General features: G+C 73.4%; 21 protein-coding genes. 8 read left to right on the top strand and 13 right to left on the bottom strand.

Going from position 1 to position 17,579, the window contains the following annotated elements:
* Positions 1-70 precede the first annotated feature (70 nt).
* Positions 71-340 carry a 30S ribosomal protein S15 gene (rpsO, locus tag ABME02_RS17480; protein ID WP_127793104.1) on the bottom strand — a complete coding sequence of 90 codons (270 nt, stop codon included), beginning with the start codon at positions 338-340 and terminating at the stop codon, positions 71-73.
* Between the two features lie 236 nt (positions 341-576).
* Between rpsO and ABME02_RS17475 the strand changes: the two genes are divergently transcribed.
* The 5 genes from ABME02_RS17475 to ABME02_RS17455 all read left to right on the top strand — a co-directional run bounded on the left by ABME02_RS17475 (position 577) and on the right by ABME02_RS17455 (position 4,620).
* Positions 577-1,443: a hypothetical protein gene (locus ABME02_RS17475; protein ID WP_353816640.1), complete on the top strand. Its 867-nt coding sequence runs from the start codon at positions 577-579 to the stop codon at positions 1,441-1,443.
* A gap of 130 nt (positions 1,444-1,573) precedes the next feature.
* A complete protein-coding gene (locus ABME02_RS17470; protein WP_353816639.1) occupies positions 1,574-2,467 on the top strand; it encodes a hypothetical protein in 894 nt (297 codons plus the stop codon).
* Positions 2,468-2,538: 71 nt separating this feature from the next.
* Positions 2,539-3,636 (top strand): NAD(P)-binding domain-containing protein, encoded by a 1,098-nt coding sequence (locus ABME02_RS17465; RefSeq protein ID WP_353816638.1) that lies wholly within the window; start codon positions 2,539-2,541, stop codon positions 3,634-3,636.
* 52 nt (positions 3,637-3,688) lie between these two features.
* On the top strand, positions 3,689-4,057 hold the full coding sequence (locus ABME02_RS17460) for a DUF488 domain-containing protein (RefSeq protein WP_353816637.1): 369 nt from the start codon (positions 3,689-3,691) through the stop codon (positions 4,055-4,057).
* A gap of 140 nt (positions 4,058-4,197) precedes the next feature.
* Positions 4,198-4,620, top strand: coding sequence for a hypothetical protein (locus ABME02_RS17455; protein WP_353816636.1), 423 nt, complete (start codon positions 4,198-4,200; stop codon positions 4,618-4,620).
* Positions 4,621-4,916: 296 nt separating this feature from the next.
* Here ABME02_RS17455 and ABME02_RS17450 read toward each other — a convergent pair whose 3' ends face one another.
* Entirely contained in the window at positions 4,917-5,921 is a 1,005-nt protein-coding gene (locus ABME02_RS17450) for an NAD(P)-dependent alcohol dehydrogenase (RefSeq protein ID WP_353816635.1), read from the bottom strand.
* A gap of 135 nt (positions 5,922-6,056) precedes the next feature.
* On the opposite strand from ABME02_RS17450, the gene ABME02_RS17445 reads away from it, so the two are divergent.
* Positions 6,057-6,524: a hypothetical protein gene (locus tag ABME02_RS17445; RefSeq protein WP_353816634.1), complete on the top strand. Its 468-nt coding sequence runs from the start codon at positions 6,057-6,059 to the stop codon at positions 6,522-6,524.
* A gap of 64 nt (positions 6,525-6,588) precedes the next feature.
* On the opposite strand, the gene ABME02_RS17440 is transcribed toward ABME02_RS17445, so the two are convergent.
* Positions 6,589-7,434, bottom strand: coding sequence for a CPBP family intramembrane glutamic endopeptidase (locus ABME02_RS17440; RefSeq protein ID WP_353816633.1), 846 nt, complete (start codon positions 7,432-7,434; stop codon positions 6,589-6,591).
* Positions 7,435-7,550: 116 nt separating this feature from the next.
* Here ABME02_RS17440 and ABME02_RS17435 point away from each other — a divergent pair, with 116 nt between their 5' ends.
* Entirely contained in the window at positions 7,551-8,726 is a 1,176-nt protein-coding gene (locus ABME02_RS17435) for a M4 family metallopeptidase (RefSeq protein ID WP_436408296.1), read from the top strand.
* Positions 8,727-8,736: 10 nt separating this feature from the next.
* A complete protein-coding gene (locus ABME02_RS17430) occupies positions 8,737-9,120 on the top strand; it encodes a protealysin inhibitor emfourin (protein ID WP_353816631.1) in 384 nt (127 codons plus the stop codon).
* Here ABME02_RS17430 and ABME02_RS17425 read toward each other — a convergent pair.
* The 10 genes from ABME02_RS17425 to ABME02_RS17380 all read right to left on the bottom strand — a co-directional run.
* The gene (locus ABME02_RS17425) at positions 9,089-9,820 is read right to left on the bottom strand and encodes a lysoplasmalogenase (RefSeq protein ID WP_353816630.1); all 732 of its coding nucleotides are present in this window, start codon (positions 9,818-9,820) and stop codon (positions 9,089-9,091) included. The genes ABME02_RS17430 and ABME02_RS17425 overlap by 32 nt on opposite strands.
* Before the next feature lie 69 nt (positions 9,821-9,889).
* Positions 9,890-10,735 (bottom strand): anti-sigma factor, encoded by an 846-nt coding sequence (locus ABME02_RS17420; RefSeq protein WP_353816629.1) that lies wholly within the window; start codon positions 10,733-10,735, stop codon positions 9,890-9,892.
* Entirely contained in the window at positions 10,716-11,378 is a 663-nt protein-coding gene (locus tag ABME02_RS17415) for an RNA polymerase sigma factor (protein ID WP_353816628.1), read from the bottom strand. The genes ABME02_RS17420 and ABME02_RS17415 overlap by 20 nt, the downstream gene beginning before the upstream one ends.
* A 42-nt stretch (positions 11,379-11,420) precedes the next feature.
* Positions 11,421-12,122: a class F sortase gene (locus ABME02_RS17410; protein WP_353816627.1), complete on the bottom strand. Its 702-nt coding sequence runs from the start codon at positions 12,120-12,122 to the stop codon at positions 11,421-11,423.
* 5 nt (positions 12,123-12,127) lie between these two features.
* A complete protein-coding gene (locus tag ABME02_RS17405) occupies positions 12,128-12,961 on the bottom strand; it encodes a DUF4397 domain-containing protein (RefSeq protein WP_353816626.1) in 834 nt (277 codons plus the stop codon).
* A 179-nt stretch (positions 12,962-13,140) separates the two neighbouring features.
* Positions 13,141-13,512 carry an FKBP-type peptidyl-prolyl cis-trans isomerase gene (locus ABME02_RS17400; protein ID WP_353816625.1) on the bottom strand — a complete coding sequence of 124 codons (372 nt, stop codon included), beginning with the start codon at positions 13,510-13,512 and terminating at the stop codon, positions 13,141-13,143.
* 247 nt (positions 13,513-13,759) lie between these two features.
* Positions 13,760-14,176, bottom strand: a complete 417-nt coding sequence (locus ABME02_RS17395; protein ID WP_353816624.1) for a DUF779 domain-containing protein — start codon at positions 14,174-14,176, stop codon at positions 13,760-13,762.
* A gap of 13 nt (positions 14,177-14,189) precedes the next feature.
* Positions 14,190-15,713, bottom strand: a complete 1,524-nt coding sequence (exaC, locus tag ABME02_RS17390; RefSeq protein WP_353816623.1) for an acetaldehyde dehydrogenase ExaC — start codon at positions 15,711-15,713, stop codon at positions 14,190-14,192.
* 155 nt (positions 15,714-15,868) lie between these two features.
* On the bottom strand, positions 15,869-17,161 hold the full coding sequence (locus ABME02_RS17385; protein ID WP_353816622.1) for a GAF domain-containing protein: 1,293 nt from the start codon (positions 17,159-17,161) through the stop codon (positions 15,869-15,871).
* Positions 17,162-17,251: 90 nt separating this feature from the next.
* Positions 17,252-17,579, bottom strand: a 328-nt coding sequence (locus ABME02_RS17380) for an outer membrane protein assembly factor BamB family protein (protein ID WP_353816621.1), incomplete at its 5' end; no start/stop codon positions are given.

The following is a 17,579-nucleotide window of genomic DNA, read 5'->3' as shown; positions in this document are numbered from 1 at the left end:
CTCGTGGTGAGCGGGGCGGGGGCCTTCGCAAGAAGTTCGCGGTGTCATCGAGAGCCGCGCGGGGATGCGCTCAGCGACGCAGCCCGAGACGCTCGATGAGCGAGCGGTAGCGGTTGATGTCGACGTCGGCGAGGTAGCCGAGCAGACGACGACGCTGACCGACGAGGAGGAGCAGGCCACGACGCGAGTGGTGGTCGTGCTTGTGCTCCTTCAGGTGCTCGGTGAGGTCCTTGATCCGCTTGGTGAGGATCGCGATCTGGACCTCGGGGGATCCAGTGTCACCGGGGTGAGTCGCGTACTCTTCGATGATCGCCTTCTTGATGTCTGCATCCAGTGCCATAGATGGGATCCCTTCTTCTCGTTGCGCGCTGCCCGGGGCCTGATGCCTGGGCTCTCTTGATGCGCGGCCGATTCACGGCAACCTCAAGAGTCTAGCAGAGCGGATGCCCCGGGGCTGACGGTGCGGGCACTCCCCCGAGTGCTGGGGCCGGGCGTCACGCGCGTGGGATCACCCCCGTCGGCGGGATACCTCGGCACGCGTCGCGCGAGTATCGTGCTGCCCGGATCGGATCGGTCATGGCGTCGGACGACGAACGGCGGAACCAGCTGCTGGCGCGGGTGTACTCCCGCACCGGACAGGACGAGCCGCGCACCGAGCACGTGGATCCGTCGACGGGAGAACCTCGCTGGGCGAGCGACAGCGAGTGGGAGCTGTTCGAACTCGAGGGTCGCGCGGCGGTCCCGGAGCATGGCGGCGATGCGACATCCGCTCGGACGGGCCCGCGTGCCGCCCCCGCCGCGGTCGCCGACCCGGTCGGCCCCGCCGCATCCGCCGCGCCGCTGGGCGATCGGCATCGCCGACGTCGCCCCGCGGTCGTCGCGTCGATCGCCGCCGCCCTGACCGTCGCTGCGATTCCGGCCGCCTGGGCCTCGTGGTCATCTCGCTCGGCGACGGTGCCGGCGGACACGGTGGTCGAGCTCTCGATCGCTCCGCGCGCCCCGGTGCCGGCCCAGGCCGCCGCCCGCATCGGGGCCGGCGAGCCCGCGCGCGGACGGGGCGCGATGGCGGTGTTCCAGGACCCGGAGCGGAGCCGCGGCTCGTTGCCGGGCTGGCTCGAGGCGACGTTCCCCTCGTCCAGGGTCGCGCAGGTGCTCGGACCGGACGGACCGATCCCGGGCGTCGGCGTGTACGCCGTCACGACGGCCGACCGGGTCGGCTGCCTGATCGTGCGGATCGAGGCGAAGCGGATGGTGTGGGACTGCACGGCCGTGGGCACGCTCGTATCCGACGGACTGGTGATGCGGACCGCGATCCCGGCGGGCCTCGGGTCGGGCGACGATCCGGACGGCGACGGGATCTCCGGCGACGCGGCGGTCACCGACGTCCTGGTGGCCGAATGGCATACCGACGGGACCTTCCGCATCGCTCGCGAAGCCGGGTGACGCGGACCGGCGACCCGCGTCGACCGACCTGGTGGCGTGCCCGCCCGAACGACCCTGCCGCGCTGGCATGCTCGTCCTCCGGCATCGAGCCATCCTCAGGTCTAGGGTGAAGGTGACGGGAAGCTCCAGCATGGCCAGCCAGGACGAACGCGCAGCGCTCGAGGCGCGGGTCTACTCCCGCGCCGGAGCGGCCGACCCGCGAGTGGAGCGCGTCGACCCGGTGAGCGGGCGGACGGTGCTCGTCAGCGAGAGCGAGTGGCGACTCCTCGAGCTCGATCGCTCATCCGGCCCGGCAACGCCGTCCAGCGCCGCCCACGTGGGCGGCGCGGAATCCGGATCGAGGGCTGGGGCGTCGAGCGAGGCGGGGTCGAACACGCCGGCGCCGGTCGGCCGGACGCCACCGCGCGACGACCGCTCCGACCTCGATCGGCGTCGTCGCGCGTGGGTCGCGACCGGCATCGTCGTGGGATCGCTCGCCGCAGTCGGTGCCATCGCGCTCGCGCTCGCTCCGGCTCCGACGACGTCCGACGAGCACGCACCGCCACGGGCGGGCGAACCCTCGGCGACGGTGCGCGTGGTTCCGGCGGCACCTCCCGCCGGTGGCGCGATCGCCGGGACGGCCGACCGCGTCCGCGGCCTCGGCACCATGGCCGCCTTCCGCGATCCGGACCTCGTGCCGAAGATGCGCGACGGCCTGCTCGACGCGGCCTACCCGTCCGCTCGCGCGGCCCTCGTCCTCGACGCGGACGGACCGATCGAGGGCGTCGCCGTGTACGCGGTCTCCACGCCGGATCGGGTCGGCTGCCTCGTCGCCCGCATCGGAAGCGCCGGCATGGCGGCGAAGTGCTCGGGACTCCGCATGCTCGCCACCGACGGACTCGTGCTCCGGACGCGGGTCCCGATCGCGCTCGTCGACGGCGCCGTGCCCGGCGACGGCATCGCCGCGGACGGCGTCGACACCGACCTGCTCGTCGCCGAGTGGCACGCGGACGGGACGTTCCTGGTCGAGCGCGCCCCGGACTGAGCAGGTTCGCAGCGCACGGCGCCCGCCCGACGCGGCGGAATACGCGGGCGCATCGCGTGGTTCCGGCTTGCGTGGATGCAGTGCCCGTGGACGTCGCCGTGATCGGCGCCGGGCAGGCCGGTCTCTCGGCCGCCCATCACCTCCGTCGGCGCGGCTTCGTGCCCGCCGGGCTCGACCCCGCCGCCGCCGACACGTTCGTCGTGCTCGACGCGAACCCCGCTCCCGGCGGGGCGTGGCAGCATCGCTGGGCGTCGCTGCGGATGGGGACCGTGAACGGCATCCACGAGCTGCCCGGTCACCCCGTCCCGCCCGCGGACCCGGCGGCGGCGAGCCGCGACGTGCTCCCGCCGTACTTCGCCGAGTACGAGCGTCGGTTCGACCTCGACGTGCAGCGCCCGCTCGGCGTGCGCGCCGTGCGCCGCGACGACGACGACCCGCACGGCCACCTGATCGTCGAGACCGATCGCGGCACCTGGGCTGCCCGGTACGTCATCAATGCGACCGGGACGTGGACGCGTCCGTTCCGGCCGTACTACCCCGGAATCGAGCGCTTCCGCGGCCGCCAGCTGCATGTCGCCGACTACGTCTCGGCCGACGAGTTCGCCGGTCGACGCGTGATCATCGTTGGCGCGGGCGTCTCGGCCGTGCAACTGCTCGACGAGATCTCGCACGTCGCGGAGACGACGTGGATGACCCGGCGCGAGCCGAATTGGATCGACGACGACTTCGACCTGCCCGCCCGCACCGCGGCGATCGCCGGCGTCGAGGCGCGGGTCCGCGAGGGCCTGCCGCCCGGGAGCGTGATCGCGGTGACCGGCATGCACTGGACGCCGTGGGCGCGCGCCGCCGAGGCGCGCGGCGTGCTGGTGCGGCATCCGATGTTCGCCTCGATCGAGGAGGACGGCGTGCGCATGCCCGACGGATCGTTCCGCCCGGCGGACGTCATCCTCTGGGCGACCGGGTTCCGCCCGGCGCTCGACCACCTCGCGCCGCTCGGCCTTCGGACCCGCGACGGCGGCTTCCGCGTCGCCGACACCCGATCGCTCGACGACCCGCGGCTCTTCCTCATCGGGTACGGACCGTCCCAGTCGACCGTCGGCGCGAACCGCGCGGGGCGGGCGGCCGTCCAGCAGATCGTGCTGGAGCGCAGGGCGGCGGTCGCGGCGTAGTCGGCGCGTGCCCGCCGTTGCCCACATGTCCGCGCGGGAGGACACTGGCCGCATGGCCATCGTGATCAAGCGCATCCACGACGCCCCCGAGGCATCCGACGGCGTCAGGGTCCTCGTCGACCGACTGTGGCCGCGCGGCATCTCGAAGGAGCGCGCCGAGCTCGACGACTGGGCGAAGGATGCCGCGCCCTCCCCCGAACTGCGCACCGAGTGGCATCGCGCCGACGCCGATCGGTTCGACGAGTTCGCCTCGCGCTACCGGGCCGAGCTCGACGGGAACCCGTCGGCGCACGCGCTGCTGGGACTGGCGGGCCGGCACGGGCGCGTGACGCTGCTGTACGGCGCGCGGGATGCGGTGCGCAACCACGCCGCGGTGCTCCGCGACTGGCTCGGCGAGCACGGAGCCGACATCGAGCGCTGAGGCGGATGGCTCCGAGGCCGCGCCGGGCGATCGGTCGGGTGGTCGTGCCGCCCCGAACTCCGAATGCAGCGCAGGAATGCATGTATGACCAGCGTTTTCGGTGCAGGACCGATGTCGGTGGGACCTGATTGCCTGGACCCATGCCGGCGATCCTCGCCCTCCCCGTCGAACAGGCGCTCGAGTTCGAGCTGGCCGCGATCGCGAGCGTCGAGCGGCTGATCCGGCGATTGCACGCCGATCGGTACCGGAGCATCCAGCGGGCTCGCGAATTCGCCACCGAAGCCGTCGGCGTCACCGCGTCGAGCACCGCGCGGGATCGCGACATGGCGACCCGATCGTTCGTCGCCGAGCTCGCGACCACGGTCGGCCAGCACGAGGCCTCGGCGTCTCGCCTCGTCGCCGTGGCCGAGGGCGTCACCTCGACGAACGCCGCGCTGAGCTACGGACGCGAGCGCTCGGGCGCCCGCCGACCTCGACCACACCCGTCTCCGAGCGCATGGCGGCGAGACCTGCGCACCGAACCTCGCTGCGCTCTGCCGCCACCACCATCGGCTGAAGCATGAAGCCGGATGGCGCGTGCTGTAGGAGCCCGGCGGCGTGATGCGCTGGACCTCGCCCGTCGGCCACGTCTTGCGGACCCATCCCGAGCGCCGGTACGAACCGATCGGAGCACGCGAGGGGGTCGGGCCGCCCCTGCCGACCCCACCCGAACCACCATCCGACGCCGAGCCCGAACTCGCCCTCGGGCAGGAACCGACTCGATTCGAGCACGACCATGCGGCCGCGCCGTTCTGAACGCCGCTCCGTCGGCGGTCGACGTCGGCTCCGCGGGTCGCGGCGCGCCATCGCGCGCGCCGGGCTACGGCGCGATCACGAGCTTGCCCCGCACCGTCCCCGCCCCGATGCGCGCGAGCGCCTCGGGCACGCGCCCGAGCGGCAGCACCTCCTCGATCACGGGGGCGAGCGCACCGGATGCCACGAGCTCGCCGAGTTCGTCGAGGCCGCCGTTCGGCGTCGCCGCGAGCAGGCGGAAGGTGCGGCCCTCGGCGTCGGGACGCCCGGCCGTCGCCGCGATCCGGGCGATCGCCCGCAGGCGCCCGCCGACGATGACGAACCGGCCGCCGGGACGCAGCGCCCGACGGTACTCGGCCAGCGGACGACCCGCGATGAGGTCGACGATCACGTCGAACCGTCCTGAGGCGGGGTCCACCCCCTCGGCGAACAGTCCGTCCGCGTCATCCGCCTCGACCGCCTCGGTCGCGCCGACCGCGCGAAGCAGGTCGAGCTTCGCGCCCCGATCGACCGCGGCGATCCGGCCCGCCCCGAGGTGCCGAGCGACTTGCACGGCGATCGTACCCGCACCTCCCCCGGCCCCGATGATGAGCACGCGCTCGCCCGCACGCAGCGCCGCCACGTCGACGAGCGCCTGCCAGGCGAGCCCGCCCGCCTGCGGGATCGCCGCCGCAGCGACCGGATCGATGCCGGCGGGTCGGTGGCGGAGCGCCGCGGCATCCGTCGCGACGTACTCGGCGAACGCGCCCCATCCCGCCGCCGAGAGGTCGCCCCAGACCGCGTCGCCGACGGCGAACCCGGCATCCCCGTCGCCGCCGCGGCCGCCCGGGCCACCGGGCCCGACCGCGACGACCTCGCCCGAGACATCCGCCCCCAGCACCGGATGCGCCGGCCGCCAGGGCGCGACGATGCGCGACAGCACCCCGCCCCGGAGCAGGTCCCAGTCCCACGAGTTGACCGACGAGGCGACGACCTTCACGAGCACCTGCCCGGGCCCGGGTACCGGCGCGGGCGCGTCGACCAGGCGCAGCCGGCCGGGCCCGCCGTACCGCTCGTACCGCACTGCGCGCATGGCGGGAGCCTATCCACCGCCAGACCGCCGTGACGACGAGGGGCCGGATGACCGAGACGGTCACGGCGACGGTGGGAAGCGGGCGTGCGACCATGGAATTCGAGTGGTCCGGAGCGAGCCGGAGGTCGCGATCCGATGGCGGACATCCCACGACGAAGCGACGAGCGCGCGGGCGTTCCCCCGCGCCGGCTCACCGCGGCCGTGCTCGCGATCGGTGCGGTCGCGCTCGCGATCGCCGCGATCGTCGCCATCGGCGAGACCACGTCGCGCGCGATCACCTCGACCTCGCCGGTCGCGGCGACCGTGGTCGGCGAGTACACGGAGGAGCGTCTCGTCGCCGACCGCAGGGGAAGCCGCTTCGCGCCCTTCCGGTACGTCGTCGTCGAACTGCCCGACGGGACCACCGCCGACGTCCGCAGCGACGACCTCGCCGTCGGGACGGATGCCGCGGTCTACCGCAGCGGTAGCGGTGAAGTGTTCGAGACGCCGCCCGACGCACCCGGACCGCTCGAGTGGGCGGTGTGCGCGTCCGCCGTCGCCGGCGCGATCGCGCTCGGAGCGGGCTCGGTGCGCGCCATCCCACCGTCGCGGCGGCGGGCATGAGCCGGTTCGGGCAGCCTCCCCGGGGCGTCCGTCATCGCCGCCCCGGCCGGAACCGGCACGCGCGCTACCCCGCCGGAACCAGCGGGAAGATCGCCGGCCACCCGTTGTGCGCGTAGACGATCACGCAGAACACGATCGCGTCGAAGAGCAGGTGCACGACCAGCACGTACGTCAGGGACTTGGTGAGCTTGAATGTGTAGCCCTGGATCAGGGCGAACGGGATCGTCAGCAGGGGCCCCCACGACTGGTAGCCGAGTTCCCAGAGGAACGAGACGAACACGATCGCCTGCAGGAGGTTCGCCTGCCACGTCGGGAAGTGGCGGCGCAGGAGCGCGAACACCGTGCAGATGAAGAAGAGCTCGTCCCACGTGCCGACGGCGTTCACTCCGACGAACAGGCGCGCGATCTCGTTCGGCTCGGTCACGGTCGGCCAGTTCTGGTAGACGCCCGAGGTGATGAAGTAGAACGGCAGGATGAGCCAGCCGGCGAAGGTCACGAAGATCAGGTAGAGCCACTGCGTGCGCGTCCACCTCCGGCCCGTTCGCCACGGGAACCGGATCGTGCGCTCGCGGTAGAGGAAGCGCGAGATCAGGAACGGCACCGCCACTGCGGCGCCGAGGACGACCGCGAACCGCACCATCGCCTCGTTCGAGAGCTCGGCCTCGAGCGAGATGGTCGAGATGATCGCCTGGCCGATCGCGATGAGCGCGAGGTCGGGCAGCAGTCGCTCGGTGCGACCCGACCGGTCGACGAGCCACGCGACGGCGAGTCCGACGACGAGCATCGCGTACCCCGGCAGGCGCAGCTGGAACCCGAAGAGCAGCACCGCGGCCGAGCAGACGAGCGCGGCCGGGACGAGGGCGATCGGGTGGGTGCGCACCTCGGAGGGGGCGGCGGCGACGGCGGTCACCCCTCCAGCTTCGCACGGGGCGCCGACGAGGACACGGCGGATGCCCCGCTCCCGCGGTCCTCGGCGGGGCTTCGCGCCCTGTCGGCGGCGCGTGCCAGCATCGACGCATGACCCGGATGCCGCAGCCGCCCGCTCCCCGCGACCCCCGCGCCACCGTGTTCGCCCGCGCACGAGCCCGCGCGGGCATCGTGCCGCCGTACCTCCTGCTCCGGATCGCAGCGGCCGAGGAGCACTACGACGTCGCGGCCGACGCCGCCCGCCGATCGCTGCTCCGCGACGAGCCGATGCGCGAACTGCGCGTCGAGGGCGGTCACCCGGGCCTGCTCCCGCACGAGCACCCGCGGTCGACGACGCTCGAGCACGAGGGCGAGGCCGAGGCCGAGATGGCACCGGGCGGGCACGCCGAGGGCGCGGTCGCCGAGCCCGCCCCCGACCGCCGCATCTCCGACGCCGAGGGCGCCGAATCGCTCCCGGGTCGCCTCGTGCGCACCGAGGGTCGGCCCCCGACGGGCGACGCCGCCGTCGACCAGGCCTACGACGGCCTCGGCGAGGTCTGGGCGCTCTTCGAGCGCGTCTACGGTCGCGACGCGATCGACGGCGAGGGTGCGCCGCTCGAGGCGACCGTGCACTTCGGCGACCACTACGACAACGCCTTCTGGGACGGCGAGCGGATGGTGTTCGGCGACGGCGACGGCGAGGTGTTCCGCGGATTCACCCAGTCGATCTCCGTCATCGGGCACGAACTCGCCCACGGCGTCACCGAGATGACCGCCCGGCTGCGGTACCGGGACCAGTCGGGCGCGCTCAACGAGCACGTCTCCGACGTCTTCGGCGCGCTCACCGAGCAGTACGCCATGGGACAGGATGCCGAGGCCGCCACCTGGCTCATCGGCGAGGGCATCTTCACCGACCTCGTCGAGGGTCGCGCGCTCCGCTCGATGCTCGAGCCCGGAACGGCGTACGACGACGACGTGCTCGGCCGCGACCCGCAGCCCGCCCACATGCGCGACTACATCGAGACCGACGTCGACAACGGGGGCGTGCACCTGAACTCCGGCATCCCCAACCGGGCATTCGCGATCGCCGCCGTCGAGCTCGGCGGGTTCGCGTGGGAGCACGTCGGCCGCATCTGGTACGACACGCTCACGGGCGGCACGCTGAAGCCGAACGACGGGTTCGCGGTGTTCGCGGCGGCGACGGTCGCCGCGGCACGGGCCCGCTTCGGCGAGGGGTCGCCCGAGGCCCTCGCCGTCGCCGACGGCTGGAGCACCGTCGGCGTCGATCCGGAGTAGCATCCGGAGCATGGAGGTCGAGGTCTCGCGCAGCGGGGGGCTCGCCGGGCTGCGGCTCACGTGGACCGTCGAGGTCGAGGACCAGCCCGACCCCGAGGAGTGGGTGCTCCTCGTCGAGCGACTGCCCTGGAGCGAGACGCCGCCCGCCCCACCCGAACCCGACCGCTACACCTACCGCATCCGGTGCGAGCCGCACGAGGCGACGCTCGCGGAGCGCCAGGTGACCGGCCCGTGGCGCGACCTGGTCGACCGCGTGCGGGATGTCGCCGAACCCTCGCGAGGGCGGCCGAGCGCCGACGGGCGTGCCGCGCCGAGCCCCGGGCAGAGCCCCGCCCCGGAGGCCCCGACGCCGTCGAGCCGCGTCACCGAGCCGGGCGCGCCGCCCCACGAGTGAGCACGCCGAACGCGATGAGCCCCTGCGCGGCCAGGTAGGTCGACATGACCACGAGGTCGTGTGCGGCGAACTCGTAGCCCGGCAGGAACCGGCCCAGCGCGAGCACCGAATCGGAGACGACGAACAGTGCGCCGCCGAGCGCCACGAGCCCGCCGAGGCCCCCCGCGAGCGCCGCCATCGTGCCGAGCACCGCTCCGTACACGGCGACCGGGACGAACAGGCCTCCGAGGCCCGGGGCGAGGAGGGCGAGGAAGGCCGCGAACCACGCGACGTAGGCGAGCGTCCACCACGGGAGCCGGCGACCGGCGGCGGGCTGCCGCAGGAACAGGACGACGTACGCGACGTGCGCGGCGAGGAACGACAGCAGGCCGACCACGAACCATCCGTCCCCCGAGCCGGTGAGCAGCGCGTCGCCGCCCCACGACAGGATGATCGCCGTCACGAGCAGCCACGACGTCGCGGACGCGCGCGGCCGGGCGAGCGCCACCGCGACGACGAGAGCGGGCATCAGGACGAGCTTGGTCGCCGTGACGGCCGCGCCGTCGGCGCCGCCGACGAGCATGGCGAGGTGCAGCAGGCTCAGCGCGACGTACGGCGCGAAGGCGATGACGCGCCGTCGGCGATCCGCGCGAGCGAGCGGCTCGGACCGGAAGGCATCGGTCTCGTGCGGGGACGTCGGGGCAGGGCTGGAGGGGATCACGACATCGTGCCTCTCGGGAGCGGGGATCGGGTCCCACGCAATCTACCGGTCCCCGCCGCCGTGAGCGTCTCAGGCCGCGCTCAGCTCGCCCCGGACGATCGAGTCGCCGGAGTGCGCGGGATCGCCGTCGACCGGTTCGGCCGAGACGTCGACCAGGGGGTACTCGTCGAGGTCGATGCCGGCCGGCACGACGAGCCGCGCCGAGTCGCCCTCCATCAGGCCGAGGCTGACGAGACCCGACGCGTCGGCGCGGATCAGCCACACCTCGCGCACCTCCCCCTCCGGCACGTCGGCCTCGAGGTCGACGAGGATGGTCCGCGCTCCCGCTGCGTCCTGCTCGACCGTGGCGCTGCCGATCGCGTCCCAGCCGGGGAACGCGTCGAGTTCGGCGCTCGCGAGCACCGTCGTCGCCTCGGGGCCCGCGCCGCGCCCGCCGATCGCGACGCCGATGCCCACGCCGGCGAGGAGCCCGACGACCGCGGCGGCCGCGGCGACCGGCCACCACCGGCGCCCTCGCGTCCGCGTCATGGGCGCTGCGATCGATGGCACGCGCGGCCGGCTCGGCGGGACGTGGCCGCCGGCGGCCGGCGCAGGCGCCACCGGCTCGGCCGTGGCCGGCTCGCCCACCGGCTCGGCCGCCGCCGGCTCCGCCTGCGCGCGCGCCGCCTCCGCGAGCGGGTCGGCCGCGAGCTCGGGCGCGAGTCCCAGTTCGCCGTGGATGCGCGTCCAGACCGATGCCGGCGGGGCCTCGAGCCCCTCGGCGGTCGCCTCACGCCCGAGGTCGACGGTTCGCGCGAGCGCCGCGTACTCGGCGGCGCACGATCCGCAGGCGTCGAGGTGGGCGCGGACCGTGCCGTCGGGCTCGCGTCCGTCGAGCGCCAGCACGGCCAGCTCGTCAGGCTCGATGTGGTCCATCCCCCACCTCCCATCGTGATCTCAGCCGGTTCAGGCTGCGTCGGACATGGCTCTTGACGGTGCCGATCGGCAGGTCCATCGCCTCGGCGATCTGCGAATGGCTGAGCTGGTCGTAGAACGCCAACTGCATCACGCGACGCGGCACGGGCTCCAATCGGTCCAGTTCCTCAGCCACCATGGCCCGCTCGGCGAAGTCGTCCTCGACGGCGGTCGCAGCGACGGACGCCTCGGCCACGAGACTCTCCTCCAGGCGCCTGGCGCGTGCGCGCGCCTCGTGCGCGTCGGCGATGCGGTGCTTGGTGATGCCCACGATCCAGGCGCTCAGGTTCGACCGGGAGACGTCGAAGGTGCCGCGTCCGCGCCACGCGGCGAGGTAGACCTGCTGGGTCACGTCCTCGGCGTCCGTCCGATCGCCGAGCGACCGGAGCGCGAGGCGGAACACCAGCGGCGACCAGCGTGCGTAGGCCTCGCGCAGGGCGCGCTCGTCGCCCGCGGAGAACTGCTCCGCGAGGGCTCGGTCGTCGAGGGTGTCGAAGGCGATCGGGCTCACCGTGCGGCGGTCATCCCTTCGTCGGCTCTGGCGGGACCGCACGTCGACCATGACGAGCGGCGGCGCCGCGATCGTCGACTGCGGCGTGGGCATCAGCATATCGAGCACTCCCTCCCGTCCGGGTCGCATCCACGGTCACCTCGGCGCGGCGGTCACGACGAGGTTGCTGAGGTAGCGACGCGCGTCGTAGTCGAACACGCCGCCGCACGTGACGAGCGTGAGCCGCGGCGCACCCGAGCGGTCGAACGCGGCGTCCCAGTCGACGTCGGCCTTCTCGATGACCTCGAGCGACTCGACGGCGTACGCGTGACGCGTGCCCGCGGCATCCGTCACGAACACCGTCGTGCCCGGCGCCGCGTCCTTCAACCGTGCGAACGGCAGGACGGCGTACTCGAGGGAGTCGACGTGGGCGGCGATGACGGTCGATCCGGCCTCCGACCCCGGTGCCGGTCCCCACCGGTACCAGGCCGCGAGCGCCGGGTCGTCGAAGAGCCCCATGCGCCCGTCGGCGTCGAGGCCGACCGGCTCGACGCGCATGTCGACGTCGAGGTCGGGCACTTCGATCCGGACCGGCGCGGGCGGAGCGACCGCGCGGTTCGCCTCGAGCGACGCCGAGCGGCGCGGGATGTCGGGGACCGCCGCGGCCGGGCCCGCCGCGGCCGGCCGGGCTGCCGGAGCCGTGGACGGGGGCGTTCCCGGTATCGCCGTCGCGGACGCGGCGGGGGCGGACTCGGACCCCTCGCCGGGCGCGACCGTGCACCCGAGGAGGAGCGCGACCACGGCGACGGCCGCGACCGGGAGCCCGAACACCCCGGCCGCGACCGCCCTCCCCCGCATGGTGATCAGCGCTCGACCTTGGCCGTCGCCGCCGTGCGGACCGCGACCGCGGCGATCGCGATCACCGAGAGGACCGCGATTCCCCCCGCGGTCCACAGGCCGAACACGCGCTCCGGCGAGTTCGTCGCGACGAGACCGGCGGCCCCCGCCGGAACGCCGTCGGGGCTCGAGTGCATGCCCGTCACGGTCTGCACCGCGAGTGCGAGCGTGTCGTCCTCGAGGCTGCCCCAGGCGTAGGCGATGGTCAGCGTGCCTTCGGCGACGTCGACGGGTGCCGGCCCGAGGACCGGGTCGGTCGTGCCGGCGGCGGCGACCGACGCCTCGACGGTGCCCGCGGGCAGGTCGAGCGACTGCTCGTCCGGGTTCTCGAGTCCGGTGATCACGGCCTCGCCCCCGGCGAGCACGTCGACCGCCGGGGCCGCGGCCACGTGCCGGACCGTGAGACGGCCCTCGCCGGCCGCGATCTCCGACACGTCGTTGGTGAAGAGGTTCGCGGTCGGGTTGCCCTCGGCGTCGAGGTTCGCGACCGCGGTGTAGTTCCCGCCCGCCTCGAGCGGCAGGTCGACCGGCCCGATCACGGGCTCGGAGGCATCGGCGGCGTCGGCCGCGGTGATGGCCACCGAGTACGTGCCCGCGGCGAGCTCGAGCGGCCCGGCGAGGTCGCCCGGCTCGAAGTCGTCGAGGGTGAGTTCGTCGTTCACGTACACGTCCACGGTGAGGCCGGGGACTCCGTGCAGCACGGAGAGCATGGCCGCGTCCTCGGCGGCGCTGGCCGGCGCGAGTCCGCCGAGCGCGACGAGCGCTCCGGCGCCGATTCCGGCGGCGATGATCTTCTTCATGGTGTCCTCCCGGTCGTTCCCGCGATTCGCGGGGCGGATCTTGCCTGACACCACTTCCTTCCGATCGAACGCGCCGATCGGATGCACACGCATGGAGTTTCGATCGACGAGGACACGACGACGGCCGGCGACCCGTTCGGGTGCGCCGGCCGTCGTGCCGTTCGATGCCGTGGCTCGGGTCAGCTGACTCCGAGGAGGTCGATCACGAAGATCAGGGTCTTGCCCGAGAGCGGGTGACCGCCGCCGGCGGGGCCGTAGGCCTGCTGCGGCGGGACGGTGAGCTTGCGGCGTCCGCCGACCTTCATGCCGGGGATGCCCTCCTGCCAGCCGGCGATGAGCGCCTGCAGCGGGAAGTTGATCGACTGGCCGCGGCTCCACGACGAGTCGAACTCCTCGCCCGAGTCGTACTCGACGCCCAGGTAGTGCACGTCGACCGTCGAGCCGGGCGCCGCCTCGGGGCCGTCGCCCACGACGATGTCCTCGATGACGAGCTCGACGGGAGCCGGACCCACGGGAGCCTCGACCTCGGGCTTGCTGTTCGTATCAGTCATGGGTCCATCCAAACGGATGGCGCTCGTCGGTTCAATCGCGGACACCCGTCCACCGCGCTCTTGCGCGGATGGCGAACACGTTGCAGTCTGTAGCCCTAAAGAGCTCGTCGCCCCGGAGCGCTGTCGGCTGAGGCCACACCGCGGGGCGACGAGTTTCTTCGTGTACGGCGGCCCTGGGCCGTCGCGACGAGGAAGGGGCAGGCGGCGGAAACGCCGCCCCGCGGTGCGGAGTCTGGCTCGGTGCGGCTCACTCCATGAGCCGGGAGCGGATCAGGAAGCGGACGCCCTCCGGCGCCTCGAGTGAGAAGCCGCTCCCCCGGCCCGACACCACGTCGACCGTGAGGTGCGTGTGGCGCCAGTACTGGAACTGCTCCGCCGACATCCAGAACGGTACGACGCGCCCCGAGCCGAGATCGAGTTCGCCGAGGAGCACGTCGGCTGCGCTCGTGATGAAGTCGCCCGCCGGGTAGCACATCGGGGCGCTGCCGTCGCAGCACCCGCCCGACTGGTGGAACATGAGCGGGCCGTGCTTCGCCCACAGCGTCGCGAGCAGGACGCTCGCCGCGGGCGTGAGCTCCACCCGCGGCGAGACGTCGCCCTCGACCGTGACCGACGCGACCACGCGTGCGGCGAGCGCCGCGACATCCGTCGTCTCGATCGTCATGGCCGGCTCCCGATCAGAAGTACCCGAGCGGGTTCTCGCTGTAGCTGACGAGGAGGTTCTTCGTCTGCTGGTAGTGCGACAGGGCCTCCTTGTTGTTCTCCCGCCCGATGCCGGAGGACTTGTAGCCGCCGAACGCCGCGCCGGCGGGATACGCGTGGTAGTTGTTCACCCAGACGCGACCCGCCTGGATGTCGCGGCCGGCCCGGTACGCCTCGTTGCCGTTACGGCTCCAGACGCCCGCGCCGAGCCCGTAGAGCGTGTCGTTCGCGATGCGGATCGCGTCGTCGTAGTCCTGGAAGCTCGTGACCGCGACGACCGGCCCGAAGATCTCCTCCTGGAAGAGCCGCATGCGGTTCTGGCCCTCGAAGATCGTCGGCGCGACGTAGTAGCCCTCGCTGAGGTCACCGCCGAGGTCGACGCGCTCGCCGCCCAGCAGCAGCTTCGCGCCCTCCTTCTTGCCGATGTCGATGTAGCTCAGGATCTTCTCGAGCTGGTCGTTCGACGCCTGCGCGCCGACCTGCGTCTCGGTGTCGAGCGGGTTGCCCTGGCGGGCCAGCTTCGTGCGCTCGATCGCGTCGTCGAGGAAGGTGTCGTAGATCGACTTCTGGATGAGCGACCGGCTCGGGCACGTGCACACCTCGCCCTGGTTGAACGCGAAGAGGCTGAAGCCCTCGAGGGCCTTCTCGTAGAACGAGTCGCGGCGGTCCGCGACCGATTCGAAGACGATGTTCGGGCTCTTGCCGCCGAGCTCCACGGTCGAGGGGATGATGTTCGCCGAGGCGTACTGCAGGATGAGCCGGCCGGTCGTGGTCTCGCCCGTGAACGCGATCTTCCGGATGCGGTTCGACGACGCGAGCGGCTTGCCCGCCTCGACGCCGAAGCCGTTGACGACGTTGAGCACGCCGGCCGGCAGCAGGTCGGCGATGAGCTCGACGAGCACCAGGATCGAGACGGGCGTCTGCTCGGCGGGCTTCAGCACGACCGCGTTGCCCGCGGCCAGGGCCGGGGCGAGCTTCCACACGGCCATGAGCAGCGGGAAGTTCCACGGGATGATCTGGCCGACCACGCCGAGCGGCTCGTCGAAGTGGTAGGCGACGTTGTCCTCGTCGAGCTGCGTGAAGCTGCCCTCCTGCGCGCGGATGAGACTCGCGAAGTAGCGGAAGTGGTCGCTCGCGAGCGGCAGGTCGGCGTTGAGGGGCTCGCGGATCGACTTGCCGTTGTCCCAGGTCTCGGCGACCGCGAGCAGCTCGAGGTTGGCGTCGATGCGGTCGGCGATGGCGTTCAGGATGGCCGCGCGGTGCGCGGTGCTCGTGCGACCCCACGCCGGCGCGGCCTTGTGCGCCGCGTCGAGCGCGGCCTCGATGTCGGCGGCCGTGCCGCGCGCGACCTCGGCGAACGGCCTCCCGTTCACCGGCGAGATGTCGTCGAAGTAGGCGCCCTCGACGGGCTTCACCCACTCGCCGCCGATGAAGTGCTCGTAGCGCGGCTTGAACTGGATCAGTGCGCCGGCGGTGCCGGGCGCGGCGTACACGGTCATCGTGTCTCCTCGTGACGTCGTCGTCATGCCCTCGGAGTGGGGCGATCGTCACGGTACGGGCTCACGCGTTGCTTCCCCGTTGCCCGAGGGTTGCAACCACGTTGCAGCGCGGGCCGGCGGATGCCGCAGGTCGGCGGATGCCGCAGCCTCGCGCGTCAGCGGAGTGCCGCGTCGACCCGCTCGAGGTGGGCGACGACCGACGCCCGCTTCGGAGAGCGGGCGGGCAGCACCTCGAGGAGCGCGCGCCAGATCCCCGCGTCGTAGCGGTGCTCGTCGCGTTCGGCGAACGCCAGCAGGACCTCGGGCGAGGCGTCGGCGAGCATGGACTCGCGCAGCCGGCTCGTGAGCTCGTCGCGGAGCTCGACGACGCCCGGCGCGGTCGACGCCGGCAGGATCGGACCGTGGTACTGCTCGAGGGCCCGGCGGAGCGACCCCTGCCCGAGGAGCCGGGAGACGCGCGCGGCGTCGACGTCGAGTTCGCGCCCGAGGCGGTAGGGGCGCGACTCCAGCGGCGGCTCGCCGGCCGCCTCGAGCACGCGGCGCAGGCGCGTCATCTCCGCCCGCAGCGTGACCGGGGACGGGTCGCCCTCGTACACGAGCGCGGCCAGCTTCTCGGCGCCGAGGCCGCGCGGATGCCACGCGAGCAGCGTGAGGATCTCGGCGTGCCGTCGGCTGAGCTCGTGGGTGCCGAGGCGGGGGCGCCGCTCGCCGAGCACCTCGAGCGACGTGCGCTCGACGGGCAGCGCACGCATGCGGGAGCGGCGGATGGTGCTGCGCACCGTCGACTCGAGGCCGGCGATGCGCAGCTCGGCCTCGACCGCCGCCACGGTCGCCGACACGAGCGACAGGGCGTGCGGCGCAACGGCGAGGTCGGTCCCCGTGATGTCGATGACGCCGAGGAGCGCCCCCGTCTCGGGGTCGTGCACCGGCGCCGCCGTGCAGCTCCAGGGGTGCACGATGCGGTTGAAGTGCTCAGCGCCGCGGATCTGCACCGCGCGGTCGAGCGCGAGCGCCGTGCCCGGCGCGCTGGTGCCGATGGTGCCCTCCGACCAGTCGGCGCCGGCGACGAAGAGCATGTCCTCGGCCCGTCGACGCAGGTACGGATCGCCCTCGACCCAGAGCAGTCGGCCGTCGGCGTCGCCGACCGCGACGACGAGCCCGCTCTCGTCCGCGCCGTCGACGAGCAGGCGGCGGATCACGGGCATGACCGGGGCGAGCGCGTGGGACGCGCGGTACTCCCTGAAGGCGTCCTCGTCGAGGCCCATGCCGGGCAGCGCGCGGTCGGGGTCGATCGAACCGCGGATGGCCCGCTCCCACGAGGCTCGGACGACCGGTCTCAGGCTGAGCGGCACGACTCCGGTCGCGAGCGCGTCCTCCTGGGCGCGCACCAGTCGATCGCGCAGGGAGCCGTCACCGCTCCCCCGCGGATCGTGCTGCGGCACGGGCATGCCGTCTCCGATCGCCGTCAATGCGGAACGGGGCCATCATAGTCGTCCGCTCCGGGCGGGCGCTCGGCGCGACACCGAGGACGGTGGGGGTCAGTCGACCGCCACGAGCGCGCCGCCGGCGATTGCGGCGTACGCCCGCGACTTCTCGGCGGCGACGCCGAGGGCCGCCGATCCCGACCCGACATCGGTGACCCACCACAGGGCTCCGGTCGCGCCGTCCATGGCCGTCACCTCACCCGTCGAGGTGCCCGCGACCACCACGTCCTTCCCGAACGCCACGCCCGACACCTCCACCGGCGATCCCGCTCCCCCCGTGAGATCGCTCGCCCAGAGCAGCAGGCCCGTGGCGGCGTCGAACGCGACGACCACGCCCGTCGAGGTCCCCGCCGCGACCGCCGACTTCCCGGCCGCGACCGAG

The organism is Agromyces zhanjiangensis (genome assembly GCF_040496055.1).
GTDB classification, from domain to species: Bacteria; Actinomycetota; Actinomycetes; order Actinomycetales; family Microbacteriaceae; genus Agromyces; species Agromyces zhanjiangensis.
The sequence above is the reverse complement of the archived record's forward strand: the minus strand, read 5'-3'. Positions and strand labels throughout refer to the sequence as shown.

Bases quoted from the DNA above. Each gene is read 5' to 3' on its own strand.
- rpsO (WP_127793104.1), bottom strand. From the start codon at position 340: ATGGCACTGGATGCAGACATCAAGAAGGCGATCATCGAAGAGTACGCG.
- ABME02_RS17475 (WP_353816640.1), top strand. From the start codon at position 577: ATGGCGTCGGACGACGAACGGCGGAACCAGCTGCTGGCGCGGGTGTAC.
- ABME02_RS17470 (WP_353816639.1), top strand. From the start codon at position 1,574: ATGGCCAGCCAGGACGAACGCGCAGCGCTCGAGGCGCGGGTCTACTCC.
- ABME02_RS17460 (WP_353816637.1), top strand. From the start codon at position 3,689: ATGGCCATCGTGATCAAGCGCATCCACGACGCCCCCGAGGCATCCGAC.
- ABME02_RS17455 (WP_353816636.1), top strand. From the start codon at position 4,198: ATGCCGGCGATCCTCGCCCTCCCCGTCGAACAGGCGCTCGAGTTCGAG.
- ABME02_RS17450 (WP_353816635.1), bottom strand. From the start codon at position 5,921: ATGCGCGCAGTGCGGTACGAGCGGTACGGCGGGCCCGGCCGGCTGCGC.
- ABME02_RS17445 (WP_353816634.1), top strand. From the start codon at position 6,057: ATGGCGGACATCCCACGACGAAGCGACGAGCGCGCGGGCGTTCCCCCG.
- ABME02_RS17435 (WP_436408296.1), top strand. From the start codon at position 7,551: ATGCCGCAGCCGCCCGCTCCCCGCGACCCCCGCGCCACCGTGTTCGCC.
- ABME02_RS17430 (WP_353816631.1), top strand. From the start codon at position 8,737: ATGGAGGTCGAGGTCTCGCGCAGCGGGGGGCTCGCCGGGCTGCGGCTC.
- ABME02_RS17420 (WP_353816629.1), bottom strand. From the start codon at position 10,735: ATGGACCACATCGAGCCTGACGAGCTGGCCGTGCTGGCGCTCGACGGA.
- ABME02_RS17415 (WP_353816628.1), bottom strand. From the start codon at position 11,378: ATGCCCACGCCGCAGTCGACGATCGCGGCGCCGCCGCTCGTCATGGTC.
- ABME02_RS17410 (WP_353816627.1), bottom strand. From the start codon at position 12,122: ATGCGGGGGAGGGCGGTCGCGGCCGGGGTGTTCGGGCTCCCGGTCGCG.
- ABME02_RS17405 (WP_353816626.1), bottom strand. From the start codon at position 12,961: ATGAAGAAGATCATCGCCGCCGGAATCGGCGCCGGAGCGCTCGTCGCG.
- ABME02_RS17400 (WP_353816625.1), bottom strand. From the start codon at position 13,512: ATGACTGATACGAACAGCAAGCCCGAGGTCGAGGCTCCCGTGGGTCCG.
- ABME02_RS17395 (WP_353816624.1), bottom strand. From the start codon at position 14,176: ATGACGATCGAGACGACGGATGTCGCGGCGCTCGCCGCACGCGTGGTC.
- exaC (WP_353816623.1), bottom strand. From the start codon at position 15,713: ATGACCGTGTACGCCGCGCCCGGCACCGCCGGCGCACTGATCCAGTTC.
- ABME02_RS17385 (WP_353816622.1), bottom strand. From the start codon at position 17,161: ATGCCCGTGCCGCAGCACGATCCGCGGGGGAGCGGTGACGGCTCCCTG.